Origin of the sequence: Vibrio plantisponsor (assembly GCF_013041605.1) — a bacterium.
Classification (GTDB): Bacteria; Pseudomonadota; Gammaproteobacteria; order Enterobacterales; family Vibrionaceae; genus Vibrio; species Vibrio plantisponsor.
Window position 1 is genome coordinate 212,193 of sequence record NZ_JABEQC010000004.1, and the last position, 19,152, is coordinate 231,344.

The window sequence follows — 19,152 nt, forward strand, 5'->3', positions numbered from 1 at the left end:
TCATCTTTGTCTCATCAAATATCACAGTAAAAACAAATAAATAAGGCCGTAAATGTTTAAGCGCATAGCACCAATCGTAGCTCTAGGCTTTCTTTCTGGTTGTACCCTAATGAATGGTGATGAATATCATCAAGCTACTCTTACTGCGATTCAGCAGTCAAATGCCCAAATCACTAACGAAATAACCAATTTACAGCTTCAACTTAGCAATCAGAATGACTATATCGATAGCCTAGAAAGCAAAGTTCTGACTTTAGCGGATGATGTGAAAGGACTAAAAGTCATCGCAGAGAAGCGTGTACCGAAAAGTGTTAATAAGAAGTCTCCTACCTCTAAACAACTACTTGTGTCTAAGCCACAACCGCAACATAAACTGGTGCTGGGTGAAATCGAACACGTAGAAATCAAAGCGCTTGACCAAATCTTCGATGCCCGTGTCGATACTGGCGCAGCGACGTCTTCACTCAACGCCATTGATATTTCGGAATTTGAGCGCAACGGCAAGCAATGGGTTCGTTTCCATTTATCAGACGGAGAGAACAAACCTGATGATTCTAATTGGATAGAATCGCCAATTGTACGTTACGTACGAATCCGCCAATCAACCAATGAAGAGACTGAAAGACGTGCAGTTGTTCAGCTATGGGTTAAAATTGGTAGCATCAACGAAAAAACAGAATTTACGCTGGCAGACCGCTCTCAAATGAGCCATCCTATCTTGCTAGGGCGCGAGTTTATTCGTGATATAGCTGTAGTGGATGTGAGTCGTAAGTACATTCATACAGAGACAAATTAATAACAAAAATAAAGGTAACTTATGACGTCAAGAGTTCCATTTTATCTATCAGTTTTTTTACTGATTGCAGCTGGGATTGCATTGAGCGTACTCCGTCATCAAAATTATGGAGTACCTTGGACCCCAGGTGAAACCCGCCAGATTTGGGATATTGAAGCTAGGATAGAATTTAACGCATTAGGCAAAGAAGCTAAGGTTTCTCTTGCCGCTCCTCACACTCAAAATGGCTACACACTTATCGGCGAAACCGCCTCTTCACCCGGCTATGGTGTTTCCTATGTCAGTGACCAATCTGGCCGACGCGCAGAATGGTCTATCCGACAAGCTCAAGGTCCTCAAACGATTTACTACAAGACTCAGTTTCTTGTAGACCCTCAAGCAAAAGTCACCACCGTTCCTCCAATGCAAGAAGTTGTTAAGCCGACTTTTGAAGGTCCTGTTGAAACTGCCGCCATTGCTCTGATTAACCGCGCTACCGAACGCTCTGCTGACGATATCTCTTTCTCGCGTGAATTAATCAAAAATCTGAACGATTCTGAAAGCCAAAACGCAGCATTGCTTACTAATAAGATGAGTAAAGTAGAAGCGGCGGAAAAGCTACTTTCTTATGCTCAGATCCCAAACAAAGTTGTGGGTGTTATTCATCTTGAAGATGGGCGTCGTCGCCAGACTATTCAACACATGAACCAAGTGTGGGATGGCAAGAAATGGGTTCTTTTCAACCCAGAAACAGGGACTCAGCCTTCTCATCCAAACCTACTTGTTTGGGATGAATCGAACGTATCGCTACTTGATGTGATTGGCGGACGTAACAGCCAAGTGCACTTCAGCATGATCGCGCAAGAAGTGTCACCACAACAAGCAACCGACAACAAAGTTGATGCTGACGGTCTATTAAACCTCTCTATTCACAGCTTGCCACTTGAAGAGCAAGCGATGTTTAAAACCATCATGCTGATCCCGATTGGCGCACTGATTGTTGTGTTCCTGCGTGTGATTATTGGTCTTAAGACATCCGGCACATTCATGCCTGTTCTGATTGCAGTTGCCTTCGTTCAGACACAGCTAACAACCGGTATTATTGGCTTCCTACTTATCGTTGGTACGGGGCTTATCATTCGAAGTTACCTATCCAAGCTTAACTTGCTACTGGTAGCGAGGATATCCGCCGTTATCATCGCGGTAATTTTGATAATTTCTATCTTTACCGTTGTCGCCTTCAAGATTGGCTTAACAGAAGGCTTAACCATTACTTTCTTCCCTATGATTATCCTCTCTTGGACGATCGAACGTATGTCTATTCTTTGGGAAGAAGAAGGTGCGAAAGAAGTCGTGCTGCAAGGCGGTGGATCACTTCTAACGGCAGTATTAATTTACTTGGCAATGACCAACTCTTATGTACAGCATCTGACCTTTAACTTCATCGGTCTACAACTGATTGTTCTAGGTATCATCTTGCTTCTAGGTACATACACAGGTTACCGCATCACAGAGTTGCGTCGATTTAAGCCTCTTGTAGACGGAGATTAATATGTTTCTTAATCTCTCAGAATACACATCACCCTTTAAGCTAAAGCGCAAAGGGATTATGGGAATGAACAAGCGTAACCACGCTTATATTGGTCGCTACAACGACCGTTCTAAATACCCATTGGTGGATGACAAGCTAAAAACAAAGCTCATTGCTCAACAAGCCGGTGCAACGGTACCAAAGCTAATTGGTGTGGTGAGCAACCAAGGTGACGTAAAGCATATCCATGAGATGGTCAAAGACTGGCCGGGGTTTGTTATCAAACCCGCTCGTGGTAGCGGCGGTAAAGGGATTCTAGTTATCACGTCACACAAAGATGGCGTGTACACCAAACCGTCGGGTTCAACCATCAACAAAGAAGACGTAGAGCGCCATGTGAGTAACGCACTGGCGGGCTTGTTCTCTTTAGGTGGTAAGAACGACGTAGCAGTGGTTGAAAACCTGATTAAGTTTGATGACTGTTTTGACGGTTTCAGTTACGAAGGTGTTCCTGACGTACGTATTATCGTATTTAAAGGCTACCCAGTAATGGCGATGATGCGTCTTTCCACATCCGCTTCTGATGGTAAAGCGAACTTGCACCAAGGTGCTGTTGGCGTGGGTATTGATATTGCGTCGGGTAAAGCGGTACGAGCGGTTCAGTTCAACCGCCCTGTCACACTTCACCCTGATACCGGTAAAGAGCTGAATACGCTTCAGGTACCACACTGGCAACGTTTGTTAACACTTGCGGCAAGTGCTTGGGAAATGACGGGCCTTGGCTATATGGGTACAGATATGGTGCTCGACAAAGAAGAAGGGCCTATGGTGTTAGAACTTAACGCCCGCCCCGGCCTAGCGATTCAAATCGCCAACGGTGCTGGTCTTCTGCCTCGTCTGCAACATATTGAAAGCCTAGGTACGCCGATGATTTACCCATCAGCAGAAGAGCGTGTTGCTTACGCCGCCAAACATTTTGGAGCCAAAGAAGAGTAAACACTTCCCTTCTCCTAAAACACAAAGCCAGAGATTAATTCTCTGGCTTTTTTGTACGGGTGAATGGGTTTTGGACAATTCCGATTTACGAACCGTAGTACACTCTGAGTTTTCGGATTACACCTGATATTGCAAAAAATGCAGTTGGCCTATTTACGACTGGTCAATTTCACTAAGCCATTACACTAATAGATCATTTGAGAGCGTTTTGTAATTTGTGTGAGTCATATACGTGGTACACATTAGATGAAGATAATATAGTCGCATAATGTTCGCACATAGAGATTAAGGTTATGCCTCTACAAACATTTGAAGATAGATTCTCTTGAAGCTGAAGAAATATTCATTAGAGTTACCACATAAATATTCAACAGAACATCACACATACCATTACATTTCAACAATTTAAATGCGTAACCATACAGTTGAATATATTGCAGCTGGTTGATTAAAATCACACTTCATAAAACATAACTAAACTTTTTGGCTAGCTCTTCTTGATTCAATTACATGATGTTTGCAACAATTCTAAAGCAAAGTAATGCCACCCTGCGCGGCTTTGGTAAGCCAATACGACTTGGCGACATACATTTATTTATCTCATTCCAAGGGGCAACGTAATTTGCCCCTTTTTTCTATTCAAATAAGGACATAACATGAAACATTGCCAAAGCACGATATTTCATGGCGATAAATTCTGTGCTGACTGTGGCGAAGTACTCAGCAGCGTACAAAAAAAATACAGCGTAGAAGATGTCTGCCCAGACATTTTCGATGAAGTGAAGCAGTACTATAAAGAAGCCGAGGCGAAAACCGGCCGAGTTCTCCAGTCGAGACTTTATAAGCGCTTCTCTAAGAGTTCTTCACGAAACCTTGAATACTCATATTGGTGGATCAAACTGGAAACCAACCAAGGTGAGATCATCGAAACTTCGATTTCAGCGGAGCACAAATACACTACGTCTATTGGTCGTGGCGATATTCTCACGCTCTATTACCCAACAACCATGACCCTCTTATACAAAAAAAGCCGCGATGCCAAAAAGTTTGTCAAAGACAACCAAGCCGCGCCCTGTGTCGTTGTTCATGGTGATGACGGGCAGTGCTATACGGTTGAAAATATCTACCCAAGCCCGAGTAAGAAAACTCCTTGGCTGTGGATTGTCGCAGGTATTCTATCTGCCATTACGCTATTTAACGGTTCACGCTCGGCTTCCGAGTCTGCTTGGGTGGTAAGCATCGCCGTCGCACTCATCGTTTTGTTCCTGGAACTAAAACGAAATAAAAAGAAATTTGCTTTCGCGACTGCACAGCATGAGGCGTTAAACGCATCATTCAACAAGCTATTAAAAGTGACCAAATATCAATTGGGTTACAACAATCTTGAGCGACCTAAACAATCTTCAGATGTGATTTGCATTCAGTGTAATGCACGCTTACCCGAGAACACCAGATACTGCACATGCTGTGGTAACCAAAGTGCGGTACAAGTGCCACCAGCGATCACCACGCAATATGCCTCAAATGCTGAGTTTGGCGCAGTAGAACCAACACTTGAAGCAAGCGAAACCAATCACGAAGTGGCACAACGTGAGCATGTACAATTCGCTTCCGCACCAACCTCGCTCTCTGTAAGCGATATTCAACGACGACTCGACGAAATATACTCTTATCACTCTCAAGGCCAATACACCCATCACTATGCGTTGAGTGGCGCACGTCATTGGACATTAACCAATGAGTTTATTTTGGCTCGAGTTCAATCTAAATCGGTCAATGCTGATGTCTCTGACGTCACTCGTCACACCACGACGACGACCGAAACCAAACATTATCGCGGAAATAACTATCAATACTCTACCTATGATACTCGACACTCTAGTTACCGTAATCGCTCGTCAACGCTTAAAGGCAAGGTAATTCTCGAGTATGTATCAGGCAAAACGGTAACCTTTACTCTTTCTGAAGATATCTTAGGTGACGTTGATGTGGGTGATTGGTTAGCGATTGCCGATAGCTACCTTGAGCGCGAAGATAACTACCACTATTACTTTGAATATGCTTACAATATTTCCAAAGATAAAGAGTACAAAGATAGATCGTTCGCCAACTACTCTGATGTACAAGGAGCCAATGCTTGGTGGGGATGGAACATACTGTTTTTCATCACTAGCATTGCGGGGATGTTTGCCAATTCAGATGCGCTGCTTTCCATCAGTGTCATTGGTGCTATCTTGTTTAACGTCTTTGCACTATGCAAACGAATCACTTCATCGAGCAAGAATATGCGTCAGCGCAAAACGCTACTCAAACCGCTGCAAGCCAAAGTTTCTGAATTCAAAGAGTCCCTGCAACAGTTGAAGAAACAACTCAATGTGCTTGGCTAAGCTTATCAAGCCAGCGATGTAATATCGCTGGCTAACTTCTATCATCGTAATTCTTCAACCACCAGATCAATAAACCGACGAACTTTGGTCGACATATGTTTGCGGCTTGGTACACCAACCACATTTTTTTGTGTTCGGGAAGATTAACGACCTGATTATTATTTTTGAAGCGGAAGTAACCGACGCTGACCCTGTACCATTGGCTGATATGTATAAAGAATCCCTTCAACCTCTGATTGAAGAGATTAAGACGAATCTTCAAAAAATGAACATCGTGACCTAGAAAACGATAGTGAACTGAGGATAAGATCTAACCTTGATAAAGAATTACGTTATGAACTTGATAAGTTCTACACTTGGGTTCACGGTGGCAGAGACGATCCGCTACTCGAATACTATTTTGAAAGGTTTAATACTTCGACTAACGGTAAGTTCAAGTTCAAGTTCAAGTTCAAGTTCAAGTTCACCAAAACTGATGACATCAAACTTACTTTTCTTAAAGCAAAGCTTATGTTAACTGAATAGTGTGAACAAATAGGGCCAGCTCTTGTCTATTGTTGTTCATTACTTTTTGTATATCAAAGCTACCTGAACATCATTGTTTGAACTTTGGGCCGTAACTCATAATGGGGCATTTTCGAGTTAGATTGTGCCGACTCTAACAGTTCTAGAACAGTGTACCTCTGATGTTTTAAAGCGTTTTGCCAAATTGGCGAAAATAGTCATGCTTCATCGTAATGAATAGATTCGATGTAGATTTCACTAATCTCAATAGGGATTTATCAATGGTGTGAGATAGGTATGCACCGAGCTACTGTTCTCTCTCAAATGCAGTGATATGATGATTTTACTGTTTTCAGACATTGTAGATGAGTTGACTTAACGCATGGAAAGCAAAAGTAACTACGACCATTTGGTCCATATCAAAAGCCACGACGAATTAGCTTTGTATGAACTCATTCCTAATGTGGTTTGGTTTTTTGACCTCGATAAACATGGTTGGTGGTGGGGAAATCAGGCCGCCGTCGACTTTTGGGGATTAGAGAATGTTCAACAACTTATTGATAAAGACCTCTCTGGTGACACCCAAGGTGCAAAGGATAGAACGGCGCAGACATTTGAGCTGGCAGCTAAAAATGGTCTGACGATAGATCCATGGACAACCTACCCTAACGGAAAACCCAAAACTGTCTTTATGATGCACAGAGCTGTGTTATTGGGTCCTGAAAAGCATCGTGGAATCATTGCTTTTATTAACGAAAAAGTGGAATTGGGTCAGCAGCCTGAAAATTTATTGTTGGTAGAAGCGATGCGTTATACACGAGTCGCTGCTACCACCTTTACTGATGCTGGCGAGATCGTAATTGAAAATCCAGCCGCCACAGAAACTTATGCCCATTTACACAGCAAACCAATCCCTGAAGGACAGAGTGTGTTCGTGGCGCGTTTTGCCTCTCCCGAACAGGGGCGAGAATGTCTGGCGAAAGCAATCGAGGAAAAAGGCGGTCGTTGGGATTACATTATGCGCACGGCCGAAGGTGATCGTCAGCATTCACTTGATATTAGACGCACTCGCCACCCTTTAACCGGAGAGTTTTTATTGCTGGTGGTTGAGTATGATGTGACCGAACTTTATGAAGCATTGGCGGAACTAGAACAGGCACATGAAAACTTACACCATATCGCCATGACCGATACTTTGACTCAAGTTTCTAGCCTGCATCATATGCAAGAAGCCGCAAAGCAGTTTTTGAACGATGCCACGATACATGGTGAAAGTGTGCGAGCACTGTTTATCGACCTTGATGGTTTTAAGCAGATCAATGATAAACATGGTCATGATATTGGGGATGAAGTACTAAAAATTGTTGCTCAGCGAATTAAGTCCGTCATTCGCCAATCGGATATTTTGGCTCGTGTCGGTGGTGATGAGTTTGTCATACTTCAACTCGGTGCTAACGATACAGAGAGCATTGCTAAGCGTACCCTGAGTAGTTTAGCTGAGCCTATTTCTCTGCCTAGTGGAATGGTTAATGTGAATGCCAGCATCGGAATTGCTTCATATCCGGAAGATGCTGATAACCTGAAAGATCTACTGAAGATTGCAGATGATGCGATGTATAAGGTGAAGAAATCCGGCAAAAATGCCTTCTCGTTTGCAAAGTGTTAGGTCTTAATTTTTAAGCGACATTCTGAATCTCAAATATATCTAGCCTTGTAAGCTTGTTAAACGCTTTGGGCATTGAGTTAAGTAAGCAAAATCACAAGCTGGGTGAACGATAAAGGCGGAAGTTTCCGCCTATATAATTGAAATGCTTGTCTTCCCACCTAAGATTCTGAGCAGGTTTTAGATTCGCGTTTAAACAGGGAAATACGTGGTAATAATAAGCCTGTAATAACGACGGCAATACCAAGCAGTTGTAATTCTGTCACCGCTTGACCGAGCATATACGAGGTCAATACAGAGAAGATGGGTACAAAGTTGAAAAACAGTGCCGCATTGGCAGAACCTAAGTGTCGCACACCGTTTAGCCATAACAGATAGCCAGCAACGGTGCCAAATACCCCTATATACAATATTTCTGATATACCCAACACAGAACTATTCCATAACTCGGCAAATGGATGCACCGCTGGCGTTGCCAAACACATCACACCAATAACTGCAGCCCCACTTAACATGCCAACGAAGGTATAAGGGATCACTGGCATCCAACGACTGATGCCTTGGCTGAAGTATGTGTAGAAACTCCAAGCCAGCATTCCGAAGAATATCAGCTTATCACCGTGGTTGATTTGCATTGAAAATAGCGCCTCAAAATGTCCGTTGGTGATCACCATCAGAACACCCGTCAAACTGACCAGCAGGCTAAAACACTGCATAGCAGACGGCAGCGTTCGCAACGCAACACAGGCGATAAGAGAGGTCATCAAAGGACTAAGCGCCATAATTAATGAGCCGTTAGTGGCATTAGTAGAAGCCAAGCCTGTAAACAAACCGAGGTTCAAGCCCCCTATTCCCACGGCGCTGACGGCAATAACCCAAACCCATTGATTCAAACTCAAGTTCAGTTTGGGTATGCGCACTGCCTTGAGATACACAGCCAGACACAAGGCCGCAATAACGAAGCGCCAGAACACCAAAGTAAGAGCATGAACTTCCTCTAAAACGTGTTTGCCAATTGGAAAGCAACTACCCCAAAAGAAGGTACATATAATAAGAAGGATCACTGCTTTCATCGTTGAATCAGATTTCATCGTCACTCCAGATGACTTGTCAAAATGTATTCCTTAGTGTATTGATTTCAATAGTTGGATAAACAAGCAATAACAAGACGGTAAATGCCAATAATGAAACCTAGCTATTCGTTAGACGATCTGCGCTGTTTTTGTACTGTAGCACGTTTGGGCAGTTTCAAAGACGCTGCCCAATCTTTGAGTATGCCGCTCTCAACTTTGAGTCGCCGCATCCGCCAGCTGGAAACCGATTTGCAACTTCGTCTTCTTAATCGCGACGCTCATCGTGTCGTTCTGACCAGTATCGGGGAGCAATATTTTCAACGCTCGGTCGCCCTGTTTGATGAACTCAACGATATTGACGAGGATCTGCATCGGGATAAGTATCAGCCTCAAGGAAAAATCCGCATTTCCGCCCCCATCAATGCAGGCTCTCAGTTTCTGCGTGCCATTTTTTATGAGTTCTTGCTGAAGTATCCCGATATTCAGCTAGATCTTAGTTTTTCCAACACCTTGATTGATATTGAAGCGGAAGGCATGGATGTGGTGTTTAGAGTCGGAAACACTGTGGTCGACAACTGGATAGCAAGGCCGTTAAAGCACATCCACTTCATTTTGTGCTCTCATCCTGACTATGATATTTCCGGCATAACCACACCAGATAAGTTGTGCGGGCATCCCACAGTCATTTGTCGCCCTATGATACCTTGGCAGTTGATACACAAAGAGAGTGGCGAAGAGTTTGATTATCACCCGAATAAGGGGGTAAGACTGGAAGTGGATGAAATTGTAATGCTAACTCACGCCATCAAAACAGGGTTGGGTATTGGATACGTACCAGATTACTTTGCGCTACCTATGATAGCTCAGGGTGAAATGAATCACGTGCTACCCGACTGGAGTAGTAAAGCCCGCACATTACATATGCTGTATCGCGACCGCGACAACCTGCCAATGCGAGTGCGTCTGTTCATCGAGTTCGTGCTATTACACTTTAAATAGAAAGCACTCAGCCAGCGTTTAAATAGCTGGCCGAGTGTTGGAAGTTATCTTTTATGCGTTTTTTGCACTGCCGCCTAGAAGACGGTATTCAAGCGACTAATCACGGTTTAAGAAAGGGTATTCGAGACCAATTTGGCGGCGAATTTCATCCATGGTTTTCATGGTATTAATACTGTCCTGCCAGCTGATAACGTCACTTTGCAGTTTGCCTTGAGCAATACAGTTCATCACCTCTTCGATTTGATATTCAAACCCTGTTGCTCTGAAAGGTAACTCTATCACCAGCTCTTCTTCGCCTTTAACTTTGAGAACTGCTTTGGTAGCACCCCAGAACATAGAATCAACGGCAATGTTTCCGTTACTGCCATAAATGGTAAAGCTGTTGTCCAAGGTGGCATTGAGCCCACATGTGAACTGACTGGCTATGCCATCGTAATCAAGAATCACGCTTGTACGCTCATCAACATTGGTTTCGCCGATCAAGCCATTGGCGACGATTGAGCTTGGTTCACGCTGCAACACAAACTGCGACATGGTGAGGTTGTAAATCCCCGTATCAAGTAAGGCACCACCAGCAAGTTCATTGTTTAACAAGCGGTCATTCTCATCACGCGGAACATTAAATGAGAAGGAAGAACTCAATACGCGCAACTCGCCAATGCGTTGTTCTTCAAGCCACACTTTCACTTGCTGCCAAACTGGCAAAAAGCGAGTCCAAACCGCTTCCATCAAAAAGGTTTGATGCTTCTGCGCTAACTCTACCAGTTCTTGAACTTGTGCTTCATTGACGGTGATGGGTTTTTCACACAGTACCGGCTTACCCGCTATCAGGCATTTTTTTGCACACTCAAAGTGAAAGCGATGTGGGTTTGCTATGTAGATCGCATCAACTTGAGGATCATCAATCAGAGTTTGGTAGTCGTCGTAGGCATGCTCGCAATCGTACTCTTGGGCGAAGGTTTTCGCTCGTTCTAGGTTAGAGCTGGCTACCGCATACAAACTCGCATTGGGTACCACTTTAAGGGCTTTGGCAAAGTTGTGAGCTATTCGGCCAGGGGCAATAACCCCCCAGTTAAAGGTAGTTTCAGACATAAATGTTCCCTGTTATTTTTTTGTTCCCAAAAAGCAAAATGAAGAAGCCGACTCAAAGCCAGCTTCTCCAAGTTATCAACGAGTTTAAGGTTTAGAACGTATAAACTAAACCTTAGCCTAGCTTTCTATTGAGTAACAGAAAGAGTGAGGCGTCACAGGCTTTTCAGCACAACAGCTTTACAGACGCTGAGTCGACTGAGTATCAAAAATCGAGCATTTGGTTGCTTCAACTTTCACTTTGAATGAATCGCCTACAGAAAGTTGGTCTTCCGAAGTTACTCGGTGAGATAAAGTATGCTGCTCGGTAAACTTGGTCCAAACCAAGGTATCAGATCCCATCGGCTCGACCAACTCCACTACCCCTTGAATAACGTTGTCGGAAGCGTCTTCATTAAGCTCTGCAATTAAGTGTTCAGGACGAACACCTAACGTCACTGCGGCACCATCTACAGGCTGTTCAACAAATGGGTATCCACTCACATCAATGTTCAAATCTGCTGAATTAAACAGCACTTTATCCGCATTTACGCTTAGATGCCCTTTAATACAGTTCATTGCTGGAGAACCTAAGAATGTCGCAACAAACAGGTTTTGTGGTTTGTTGTAGACATTATGAGGGGTATCCAGTTGCTGAATAATTCCGTCTTTCATTACTGCAATTCGGTCAGCTAGAGTCAACGCCTCAATTTGATCGTGTGTAACGTAGATCATTGTTGATTTGAGCGTCTTATGTAGCTTCTTGATTTCTAACCTTAATTCCGCACGTAGTTTCGCATCTAGATTCGATAAAGGCTCATCAAACAGATAGATATCCGCATCGCGAACTAAAGCTCGACCTATCGCAACACGTTGACGTTGCCCGCCTGAAAGTGCTGACGGCTTACGTTTTAGTAGCGGCTCTAGTTGCAGCAACTTTGCCGCCCACGCGACTTTCTTATCGATAGTCGCTTTATCTACGCCTGCAATGCGCAACCCGAAAGACATGTTTTTCTCAACGCTCATTGTTGGATACAGCGCATAAGACTGGAATACCATGCCAATGCCACGGTCTTTTGGGTCTGCCCAAGTCACGTCTTTACCATCAAAATGGATGCTTCCGCCACTGGTATCAATCAAACCACCGATCGCATTAAGTAACGTAGATTTCCCGCAGCCTGAAGGGCCAAGCAATACGAGAAACTCACCATCATCAATAACAAGGTCTAACTGCTTAACGATTTTTGTCGACTCATAACTGATGTCGAGCTTACTGATGTTTACGATTCCCATAAAATTACCCTTTTACTGCACCAGAGGCGATACCACGAACAAACCAACGCCCTGAAGCGACATAAATGATTAGCGGTACAAGTGATGTAAGAATAGTAGCGGCCATATTGACGTTATAAGCACGCTCGCCTGTCGTTGTATTCACGATGTTGTTGAGTTGAACGGTCATTGGCAGGTTGTCGTTACCCGCGAAAACCAAACCGATTAAGAAGTCATTCCAGATATTAGTTACCTGCATGATCACCGCCACGATGATAATGGGCACTGACATTGGCAGCATGATATTGAAGAACACCTTGAAGAAACCTGCTCCATCTATGCGCGCAGCATTAAACAGTTCCATCGGTAGAGTGCTGTAATAGTTTCTAAACAGCAGCGTCATAATTGGCATACCGAAAATGACGTGAGATACCACTACCCCAGTCAAAGTGCCGTAAATACCAATATCTGCATAAACTCGAATCAAGGGATAGATAAACACTTGATAAGGGATAAATGCGCCTAACAGTAGGCAAGCAAAAAGCAGGTTCGCGCCCTTAATTTTCCAAAATGACAGTGCATATCCGTTGATGGCACCAAATAGCACTGAGATAACCACACTTGGAATTAAGATACGGACTGAGTTCCAAAAACCGACTTGTAGACCATTACACTCCAAGCCAGTACAAGCGCTACTCCATGCCATTTTCCATGCATCCCATGAAAAGTTTTGTGGCAGAGCAAAAATAGAAGATAGACGAATCTCGTCCAGTTCTTTAAATGAGGTCACCAGCATCACGTAAAGAGGCAACAAAAAGAACAGTGCTGTAATGGTTAAAAAACCATATACACCAAAGCGTCCCCATTGTGCTTTGACTGACATCGGTCGCTCTGATGCGGTCAGTTTCATTGTAGGTGAATGTGTCGCCGACATAAGTTACCTACCTTATTTCTTAATGTAATTTGAGTAGATGAAAGGCGCGATTAAGCACAGGACAGTGGTTAGCATCACGGTCGATGCTGCCGTCGCCAACCCGATATTGGCGCGTTCAAATAGGTTATCCATGATGAACTTAGCCGGAACTTCACTTGCCACACCGGGGCCGCCGCCAGTCATCGCGACAACGACGTCATACATCTTGATGATGCTGATAGAAAGTAAAACGACAGTAGTGATAATCATTGGGCGCAGCATAGGCAAAATAATGCTGATATAGACACGCCAAGTTGGGATACCGTCTATTTTGGTCGCTTTCCATAAGTCTTCATCAATACCACGAAGACCAGCCAGAAGCAGTGCCATGACAAGACCAGCCCCCTGCCACACCGCAGCGATCACAACGGTATAAAGCACCATATCGGGGTTAACAATCCAATCAAAAGAGAAAGACTCCCAACCCAAAGAGATCATGGTTTTTTGGATACCTAACTGTGGATTAAATATCCACTGCCACACTAAGCCAGTGACGATAAACGACATGGCATAAGGGAACAAAAATACGGTTCTGAAGAAGCTCTCAGCTTTGATTTTTTGATCTATAAAAACAGCCAATAAAAAGCCCAGCACAAAACAGATTGCTAGGAACAGAAAAGCAATGACCAGTAGGTTTTCCAGCGAAGTCACCCAACGGGAAGTACTGAATAGTCGCTCATACTGAGCGAATCCAACGAAGTCACTTTTAGGCAACATTCTTGAACTAGAAAACGAAAGACGAACCGACCAGAACATAGTGCCCATATAGGCAATCAACACGGTCAGTGCCATGGGTAAGGCTGCCAAATAGGCAAGTGCGTTACGTTTTAGGTGTCTTTGCACCGCAGCAACATTCATCGATGCACTCCACGATAATTCAAAATAAGAGAGACATTCTTTAAAAAGGCGCACATAAGTACGCCTTGTCAGTGAAAGCAATATTAGTCACGAAGCGCTTGAGCAAAGATTGAGACTGCTTTATCTGTCGTCATTTCTTGCGCGTTCCATACTTCAGTCACAGCATCTTTAAGTGAACCGTACAGATATTCTTCCATCAGCATTGAGCCATCTGGTACCTGACGTTCTGCCACTTTCAGGATCGCCGCACCTTTCTGTGCACAAATATCCATGCTTGATACATCGATATCGGTACGAACTGGGACTGAACCTTTCAGGTTATTGAACTTAACTTGCGTCTCAGGGCTGAGCATTGATTCAACCAGTTTGTTTTGAACTGAGATTTGTTCTTTATCGTCGGTTTTCGGGAATACGAATACGTCACCGCCCACGATGTAAAGAGAGTCATCGCCTAAACCTGGAAAACAACCGTAGTCTTGACCTGGGATCTTGTTGGCTTGAGTGAACTCACCCTTAGCCCAGTCACCCATGATTTGAATACCTGCTTTATCGTTGATAACAAGGCTGGTTGTATCATTCCAGTTACGACCCGGAGATCCTGTATCTACGTATGGCTTAAGTTTCAAGAAAGTATCAACAACCTTTCTAAACTCAGCTGAGTTAAGAGTTTCACTATCACGTTTGCCTAGCGCATCTAGGTAAAGTTGCTTGCCGCCTACGTTACTTAGAACCGTTGCGAACATTAGGTTTTCTTGCCAGTTTTGACCACCAAGAGCCAGAGGGATATAGCCAGCAGCTTTGAGCTTGTCTAGAGCAGAAAATAGTTCATCAACAGTGGTAGGCTCTTTCTCAATACCTGCTTTAGCAAACGCCTCTTTTGAATACCAGAACCAACCCGGCATGTGAATGTTCACAGGAGCAGCATAGAAATGACCATTAACTTTGATGGCATTCAACGTTGGCTGCGGCAAGATTGATTCCCAGTTATTGGCTTTCGCTACTTCATCGATGTTGTTCAGCATGTCTTCTGCGATCATCTCGTGGTACTGCTGAGAAGTATTAAATAGAGCCGCTGTCGTTGGGGAACCACCAATCATACGGTTGATTGCTGCGCTACGAGCATTTGAACCACCCGCAACTGCGCTATCTTTCCAAGTTCCACCTTGAGCTTCAAATGAATCGGCCAAGACTTTGATCGCCGCGGATTCGCCGCCGGAAGTCCACCAGTGCATCACTTCTGCTTCTTCCTTTGCAAAAGCTGGCGTGGTGGCGAGGGTAATGGCGGCAACCAGAGTAAGTTTCTTAATCATTGGGGGTACCTTTAGAGTTCGTTATTGTGTCTATTAATAATAATTAACGCTGAATCTTAATGGTTCAAAATGGAATCGATTCCATTTTTATATTTTATATATCTATAAATAGGACTCTTCTAGAAGATCTTTTATTAAATATATCAATATGAGGAATCGATCACTATTTGCATAATTTAATGTTTTAAGGCAAAAAAAGTCTGTAATTATGCAAAATATGGCTCTAACATGGGCTAAAAGCAGTAATTTAGGTAAGTGAGTAGATATCTATGGCAACTATAAAAGACGTAGCCAAGTTAGCAGGTGTAGGAGTCGGAACCGTTTCCAGATATCTTTCTGGAAACGCTTCTGTTTCACCAAAAGCTGGCAAGAAAATCGCTTCAGCAATGGCAGAATTGCAATATCGTCCGAACAGCATGGCGCGTTCATTGTCGTCAAAACGTTCAGATATTGTTGGTCTTTGGGTACCCTCTTTCTCTGGCTCATTTCATAGAAAAATGCTGCAAACCATAGAGCGCGAATTACGCAAGCGGGACAAGCACATCATTCTGGCCAACGCTGAAGACTCACAAAACGATGAAGAACGAATCAAGTGCCTCGATTACTTGATTGAACGCGATTGCGACGGCATTTTGATGTCCTGCCCTGAACTATCCGTTATCCAGTTAGCAAAGATCGAAGCTCGCTATCCTAAAGTTGTGTTTATTAACCGTGATATCGAAGAGTTAATAGATAAGACCTTCTGCGCCAATCATTACCAAGGTGGTCGCCTAGCGGCTGAACACCTCATTGAACTGGGCCACACTGAAATTGCCATCGTCACTGGACGTATGAATGCACAAGATGCCATCAGTCGTCATCAGGGCTTCATAGACCGATTGGCGGAATCTGGCATTGAGGTGAAACCAGAGTTAATTGAATCCGGCGGCTACAGTTTTGAACTGGGTCGCGCTGCCACTCAACGTTTGATTGATAAAGGCATTCCATTTACCGCTCTGTTTTGCGGTAACGACAACAGTGCCATGGCGGCAATTTCCACGCTGAACGAACAAGGTATCGTAGTGGGTAAGCAGGTTTCTGTGATTGGTTATGACGATATTGACTTGGCAGAATATGCCTCACCATCGCTAACCAGTGTGCGCATTCCACTAGAAGAAATTTCTATTAATGCTTGCCATCAGATTCTCAATTTATGTTACGGCGAATCGCTCCCGATAAAGACTCGGTTTGAGCCGACGCTATCCATCCGCAATTCAACACACTCAGTAAAACAATTGAAAAATAAGTAGTATTTCAGAGGGCTATTGAATGACACACTATATTGACTCCGGCAAACGCTTCTTACTAGATGACCCAACTCTAGTACCCAACAGCGCGGGATATTTATGGAATAAGAAGATGATGATTCATGTGAATTGTCAAGGTTACGCTGTAGCTCAATATATGAATCCTGAGCCTAAAAAATACGCTCACAACCCGAATATGGCTGCCACCAGTTTTATGCAGCCAGAGCAACCGTACTTCGCTCACCATCCAGGTCGCTTTTTCTATTTGAGAGATGATGAAAGTGGTGAAATGTTCTCTGCGCCTTTTGCACCAATGAAGAAAGAACTGGACAGCTATCAGTTCCTACCCGGCCTCAATGATATTAAATGGCATATCAAGCACTTGGGTATCGAAATGGAAATGACGCTGACCCTTAGTGCCGATTTTGTTGCTGAGCTTTGGAAGGTCAAGGTTGTGAATCGCGACAGTAAGGCGAGAAAAATTTCGCTCGTCCCCTACTTTCCGGTCGGCTATATGTCTTGGATGAACATGGCGGCTCACTACGATGAGACGCTGAATTCGATTGTTTGTACCTCGATCACGCCATATCAAAAGCTTGAAGACTACGAAAAGAACAAACATCTTAAAGACATCACATACTTCGCCTGTGATGTGCGCCCGACTCATTTTGAAACCAGCATTCCTCGTTTCGAAGGACAAGGTGGCTTACATAATCCAACCGCCCTTCAACAAGGTAGTTCATTGAGCGATCAGGCAAACTACTATGAAATGCCTGCGTGCATTATGCAGTTTGCGTTAGACCTGCAATCTGAAGAAGAACAAGAGTTTAACTTTGCATTCGGCCCAGCATTGAATAAAGCGGAGATCAGCCACACCCTAGAACAAACTCTGGGTGCGAATAAGAACCAGACTGTGGCTGGCTACAAGAGTTATATTGAGTCAGGTAAAGGGGTGTTGCAGGTATCAACACCGGACAAAATCTTTGATCAGTTCGTTAATAACTGGTTGCCTCGTCAAGTGTTCTACCACGGGGATACGCATCGATTAACCACTGACCCACAAACACGTAACTATTTGCAAGATGGCATGGGCATGGCCTATGTCGACAGCCAAGAGACTAAGCAAGTTATTCTCACTTCTTTGGCACAGCAGAAACGTGACGGTGAAATGCCTGACGGCATTCTGTTAACACCAGAAGCCGAATTAAAATATATCAACCAGATCCCTCATACCGACCACTCAGTCTGGTTAACACTCATTCTGGAAGCTTATTTGAATGAGACTAATGACTGGGCGTTGCTGGATGAGCCTGTCGCTTGGGCGGATTCTGATGAGAAGAGCAGCGTATTGGAACACATGAACCTTGCCATGGAATATATGTGTCACGCCCGTGATGAACGCGGCTTGCCTTATATTGCTCAAGGAGATTGGTGTGACCCAATGAATATGGTGGGTTACAAAGGCAAAGGGGTTTCAGGCTGGTTAACCCAAGCACTAAGTTTTGCTCTGCAATCCTGGATTCGCCAATCACGCGCTGTTAATCACAGCGAGAAAATCGACCAGTTCCAAAAAACCGTCGATGAACTAGCGGTTATTGCCGACGAGTATTTATGGCAAGGCGACTGGTATGCTCGTGGTATCACTGATGATGGTGTGACTTTTGGCGTTCCACAAGACAAAGAAGGACGTATCTTCTTAAATACGCAAAGTTGGGCTTTCCTAGCCAATATGCCTAATGAACAACAAACCGCACGAATGCTCAAAGCCGTCGATGAACAGTTGGATACGCCTTATGGTGTGATGCTATGCGCACCTGCGTTTACGGCTATGCGAGAAGATGTTGGCCGTGTGACACAAAAATGGCCTGGTTCCGGCGAAAATGGCTCTGTGTATAACCATGCCGCTGCTTTCTATGCTGCGAGTATGTACAACATTAAGCAGTCCGACAGAGCCTTTAAAACTCTGAGAAAGATGTTAGCCGATCCAGAAAATGAGTCCTTTGCTCAACGAGGTCAGCTCCCTGTATACATTCCAAACTACTATCGCGGCGCATACTACCAGTTCCCTGAAACTGCAGGACGCTCAAGCAACCTGTTTAATACGGGTACTGGCGCTTGGTACTACCGCTTGGTGATTGAAGAGCTATTTGGTTTGAAAGGTTGCCAGCAAGGACTTGTGATTGCACCGCAATTACCTTCTGACTGGGAAAATGCTCATGTATTGCGTCAGTTCCGTGGTGCCACATTCGATGTTGAATATCAAACCGTCAGCAGTGAGAGTGAAGCAGGCATTTTTGTAGACGGTAACCGCCTGTCATCGAACATGATTGAAGATATTACTGCGGGCAAAACTTACGAGGTCATTGTTCGCATTTTCCATCGCTAGCAATCCAACCTAAGAACCACCACATAGGTCAGAAGTAATCACTCTGACCTATGTTCAAGCCTCATCAATCA

The 19,152-nt window shown here is 44.1% G+C and carries 13 protein-coding genes and 2 pseudogenes; 9 read left to right on the top strand and 6 right to left on the bottom strand.

The window, feature by feature from the left end:
* Positions 1-52: 52 nt before the first annotated feature.
* The 6 genes and pseudogenes from HKI82_RS20715 to HKI82_RS07855 form a co-directional block, all read left to right on the top strand.
* Positions 53-242, top strand: a pseudogene (locus tag HKI82_RS20715) (ATP-dependent Zn protease); the annotation flags it as partial.
* A 125-nt stretch (positions 243-367) separates the two neighbouring features.
* Positions 368-796 (top strand): annotated as a pseudogene (locus tag HKI82_RS20720) (ATP-dependent zinc protease family protein); the annotation flags it as partial.
* A 21-nt stretch (positions 797-817) separates the two neighbouring features.
* On the top strand, positions 818-2,326 hold the full coding sequence (locus tag HKI82_RS07840; RefSeq protein WP_042482034.1) for an inactive transglutaminase family protein: 1,509 nt from the start codon (positions 818-820) through the stop codon (positions 2,324-2,326).
* Position 2,327: 1 nt separating this feature from the next.
* Positions 2,328-3,302, top strand: coding sequence for an alpha-L-glutamate ligase-like protein (locus tag HKI82_RS07845; protein WP_042482032.1), 975 nt, complete (start codon positions 2,328-2,330; stop codon positions 3,300-3,302).
* A gap of 656 nt (positions 3,303-3,958) precedes the next feature.
* Complete coding sequence (locus tag HKI82_RS07850; RefSeq protein WP_171137680.1) at positions 3,959-5,689, top strand: hypothetical protein; 1,731 nt, start codon at positions 3,959-3,961, stop codon at positions 5,687-5,689.
* Between the two features lie 886 nt (positions 5,690-6,575).
* On the top strand, positions 6,576-7,859 hold the full coding sequence (locus HKI82_RS07855) for a GGDEF domain-containing protein (protein WP_171137681.1): 1,284 nt from the start codon (positions 6,576-6,578) through the stop codon (positions 7,857-7,859).
* A 158-nt stretch (positions 7,860-8,017) separates the two neighbouring features.
* On the opposite strand, the gene HKI82_RS07860 is transcribed toward HKI82_RS07855, so the two are convergent.
* Entirely contained in the window at positions 8,018-8,947 is a 930-nt protein-coding gene (locus HKI82_RS07860; protein ID WP_171137682.1) for a DMT family transporter, read from the bottom strand.
* 93 nt (positions 8,948-9,040) lie between these two features.
* Between HKI82_RS07860 and HKI82_RS07865 the strand changes: the two genes are divergently transcribed.
* On the top strand, positions 9,041-9,928 hold the full coding sequence (locus HKI82_RS07865) for a LysR family transcriptional regulator (protein WP_171137683.1): 888 nt from the start codon (positions 9,041-9,043) through the stop codon (positions 9,926-9,928).
* A gap of 96 nt (positions 9,929-10,024) precedes the next feature.
* Here the strand turns inward: HKI82_RS07865 and HKI82_RS07870 are convergent, their stop codons facing one another.
* From HKI82_RS07870 to HKI82_RS07890, 5 genes are all read right to left on the bottom strand, one after another.
* The gene (locus tag HKI82_RS07870; protein ID WP_171137684.1) at positions 10,025-11,020 is read right to left on the bottom strand and encodes a Gfo/Idh/MocA family protein; all 996 of its coding nucleotides are present in this window, start codon (positions 11,018-11,020) and stop codon (positions 10,025-10,027) included.
* 177 nt (positions 11,021-11,197) lie between these two features.
* Positions 11,198-12,289: an ABC transporter ATP-binding protein gene (locus HKI82_RS07875; RefSeq protein WP_171137685.1), complete on the bottom strand. Its 1,092-nt coding sequence runs from the start codon at positions 12,287-12,289 to the stop codon at positions 11,198-11,200.
* 4 nt (positions 12,290-12,293) lie between these two features.
* Positions 12,294-13,202 carry a carbohydrate ABC transporter permease gene (locus tag HKI82_RS07880; protein ID WP_112403930.1) on the bottom strand — a complete coding sequence of 303 codons (909 nt, stop codon included), beginning with the start codon at positions 13,200-13,202 and terminating at the stop codon, positions 12,294-12,296.
* Positions 13,203-13,214: 12 nt separating this feature from the next.
* A complete protein-coding gene (locus HKI82_RS07885) occupies positions 13,215-14,099 on the bottom strand; it encodes a carbohydrate ABC transporter permease (RefSeq protein WP_042482017.1) in 885 nt (294 codons plus the stop codon).
* 83 nt (positions 14,100-14,182) lie between these two features.
* Positions 14,183-15,409 (bottom strand): ABC transporter substrate-binding protein, encoded by a 1,227-nt coding sequence (locus HKI82_RS07890; RefSeq protein WP_171137686.1) that lies wholly within the window; start codon positions 15,407-15,409, stop codon positions 14,183-14,185.
* A 269-nt stretch (positions 15,410-15,678) separates the two neighbouring features.
* Here HKI82_RS07890 and HKI82_RS07895 point away from each other — a divergent pair, with 269 nt between their 5' ends.
* Together HKI82_RS07895 and HKI82_RS07900 are read left to right on the top strand one after the other, a co-directional pair.
* Positions 15,679-16,698, top strand: coding sequence for a LacI family DNA-binding transcriptional regulator (locus HKI82_RS07895; protein ID WP_171137687.1), 1,020 nt, complete (start codon positions 15,679-15,681; stop codon positions 16,696-16,698).
* 19 nt (positions 16,699-16,717) lie between these two features.
* The gene (locus tag HKI82_RS07900; RefSeq protein WP_171137688.1) at positions 16,718-19,081 is read left to right on the top strand and encodes a GH36-type glycosyl hydrolase domain-containing protein; all 2,364 of its coding nucleotides are present in this window, start codon (positions 16,718-16,720) and stop codon (positions 19,079-19,081) included.
* Positions 19,082-19,152: the final 71 nt, after the last annotated feature.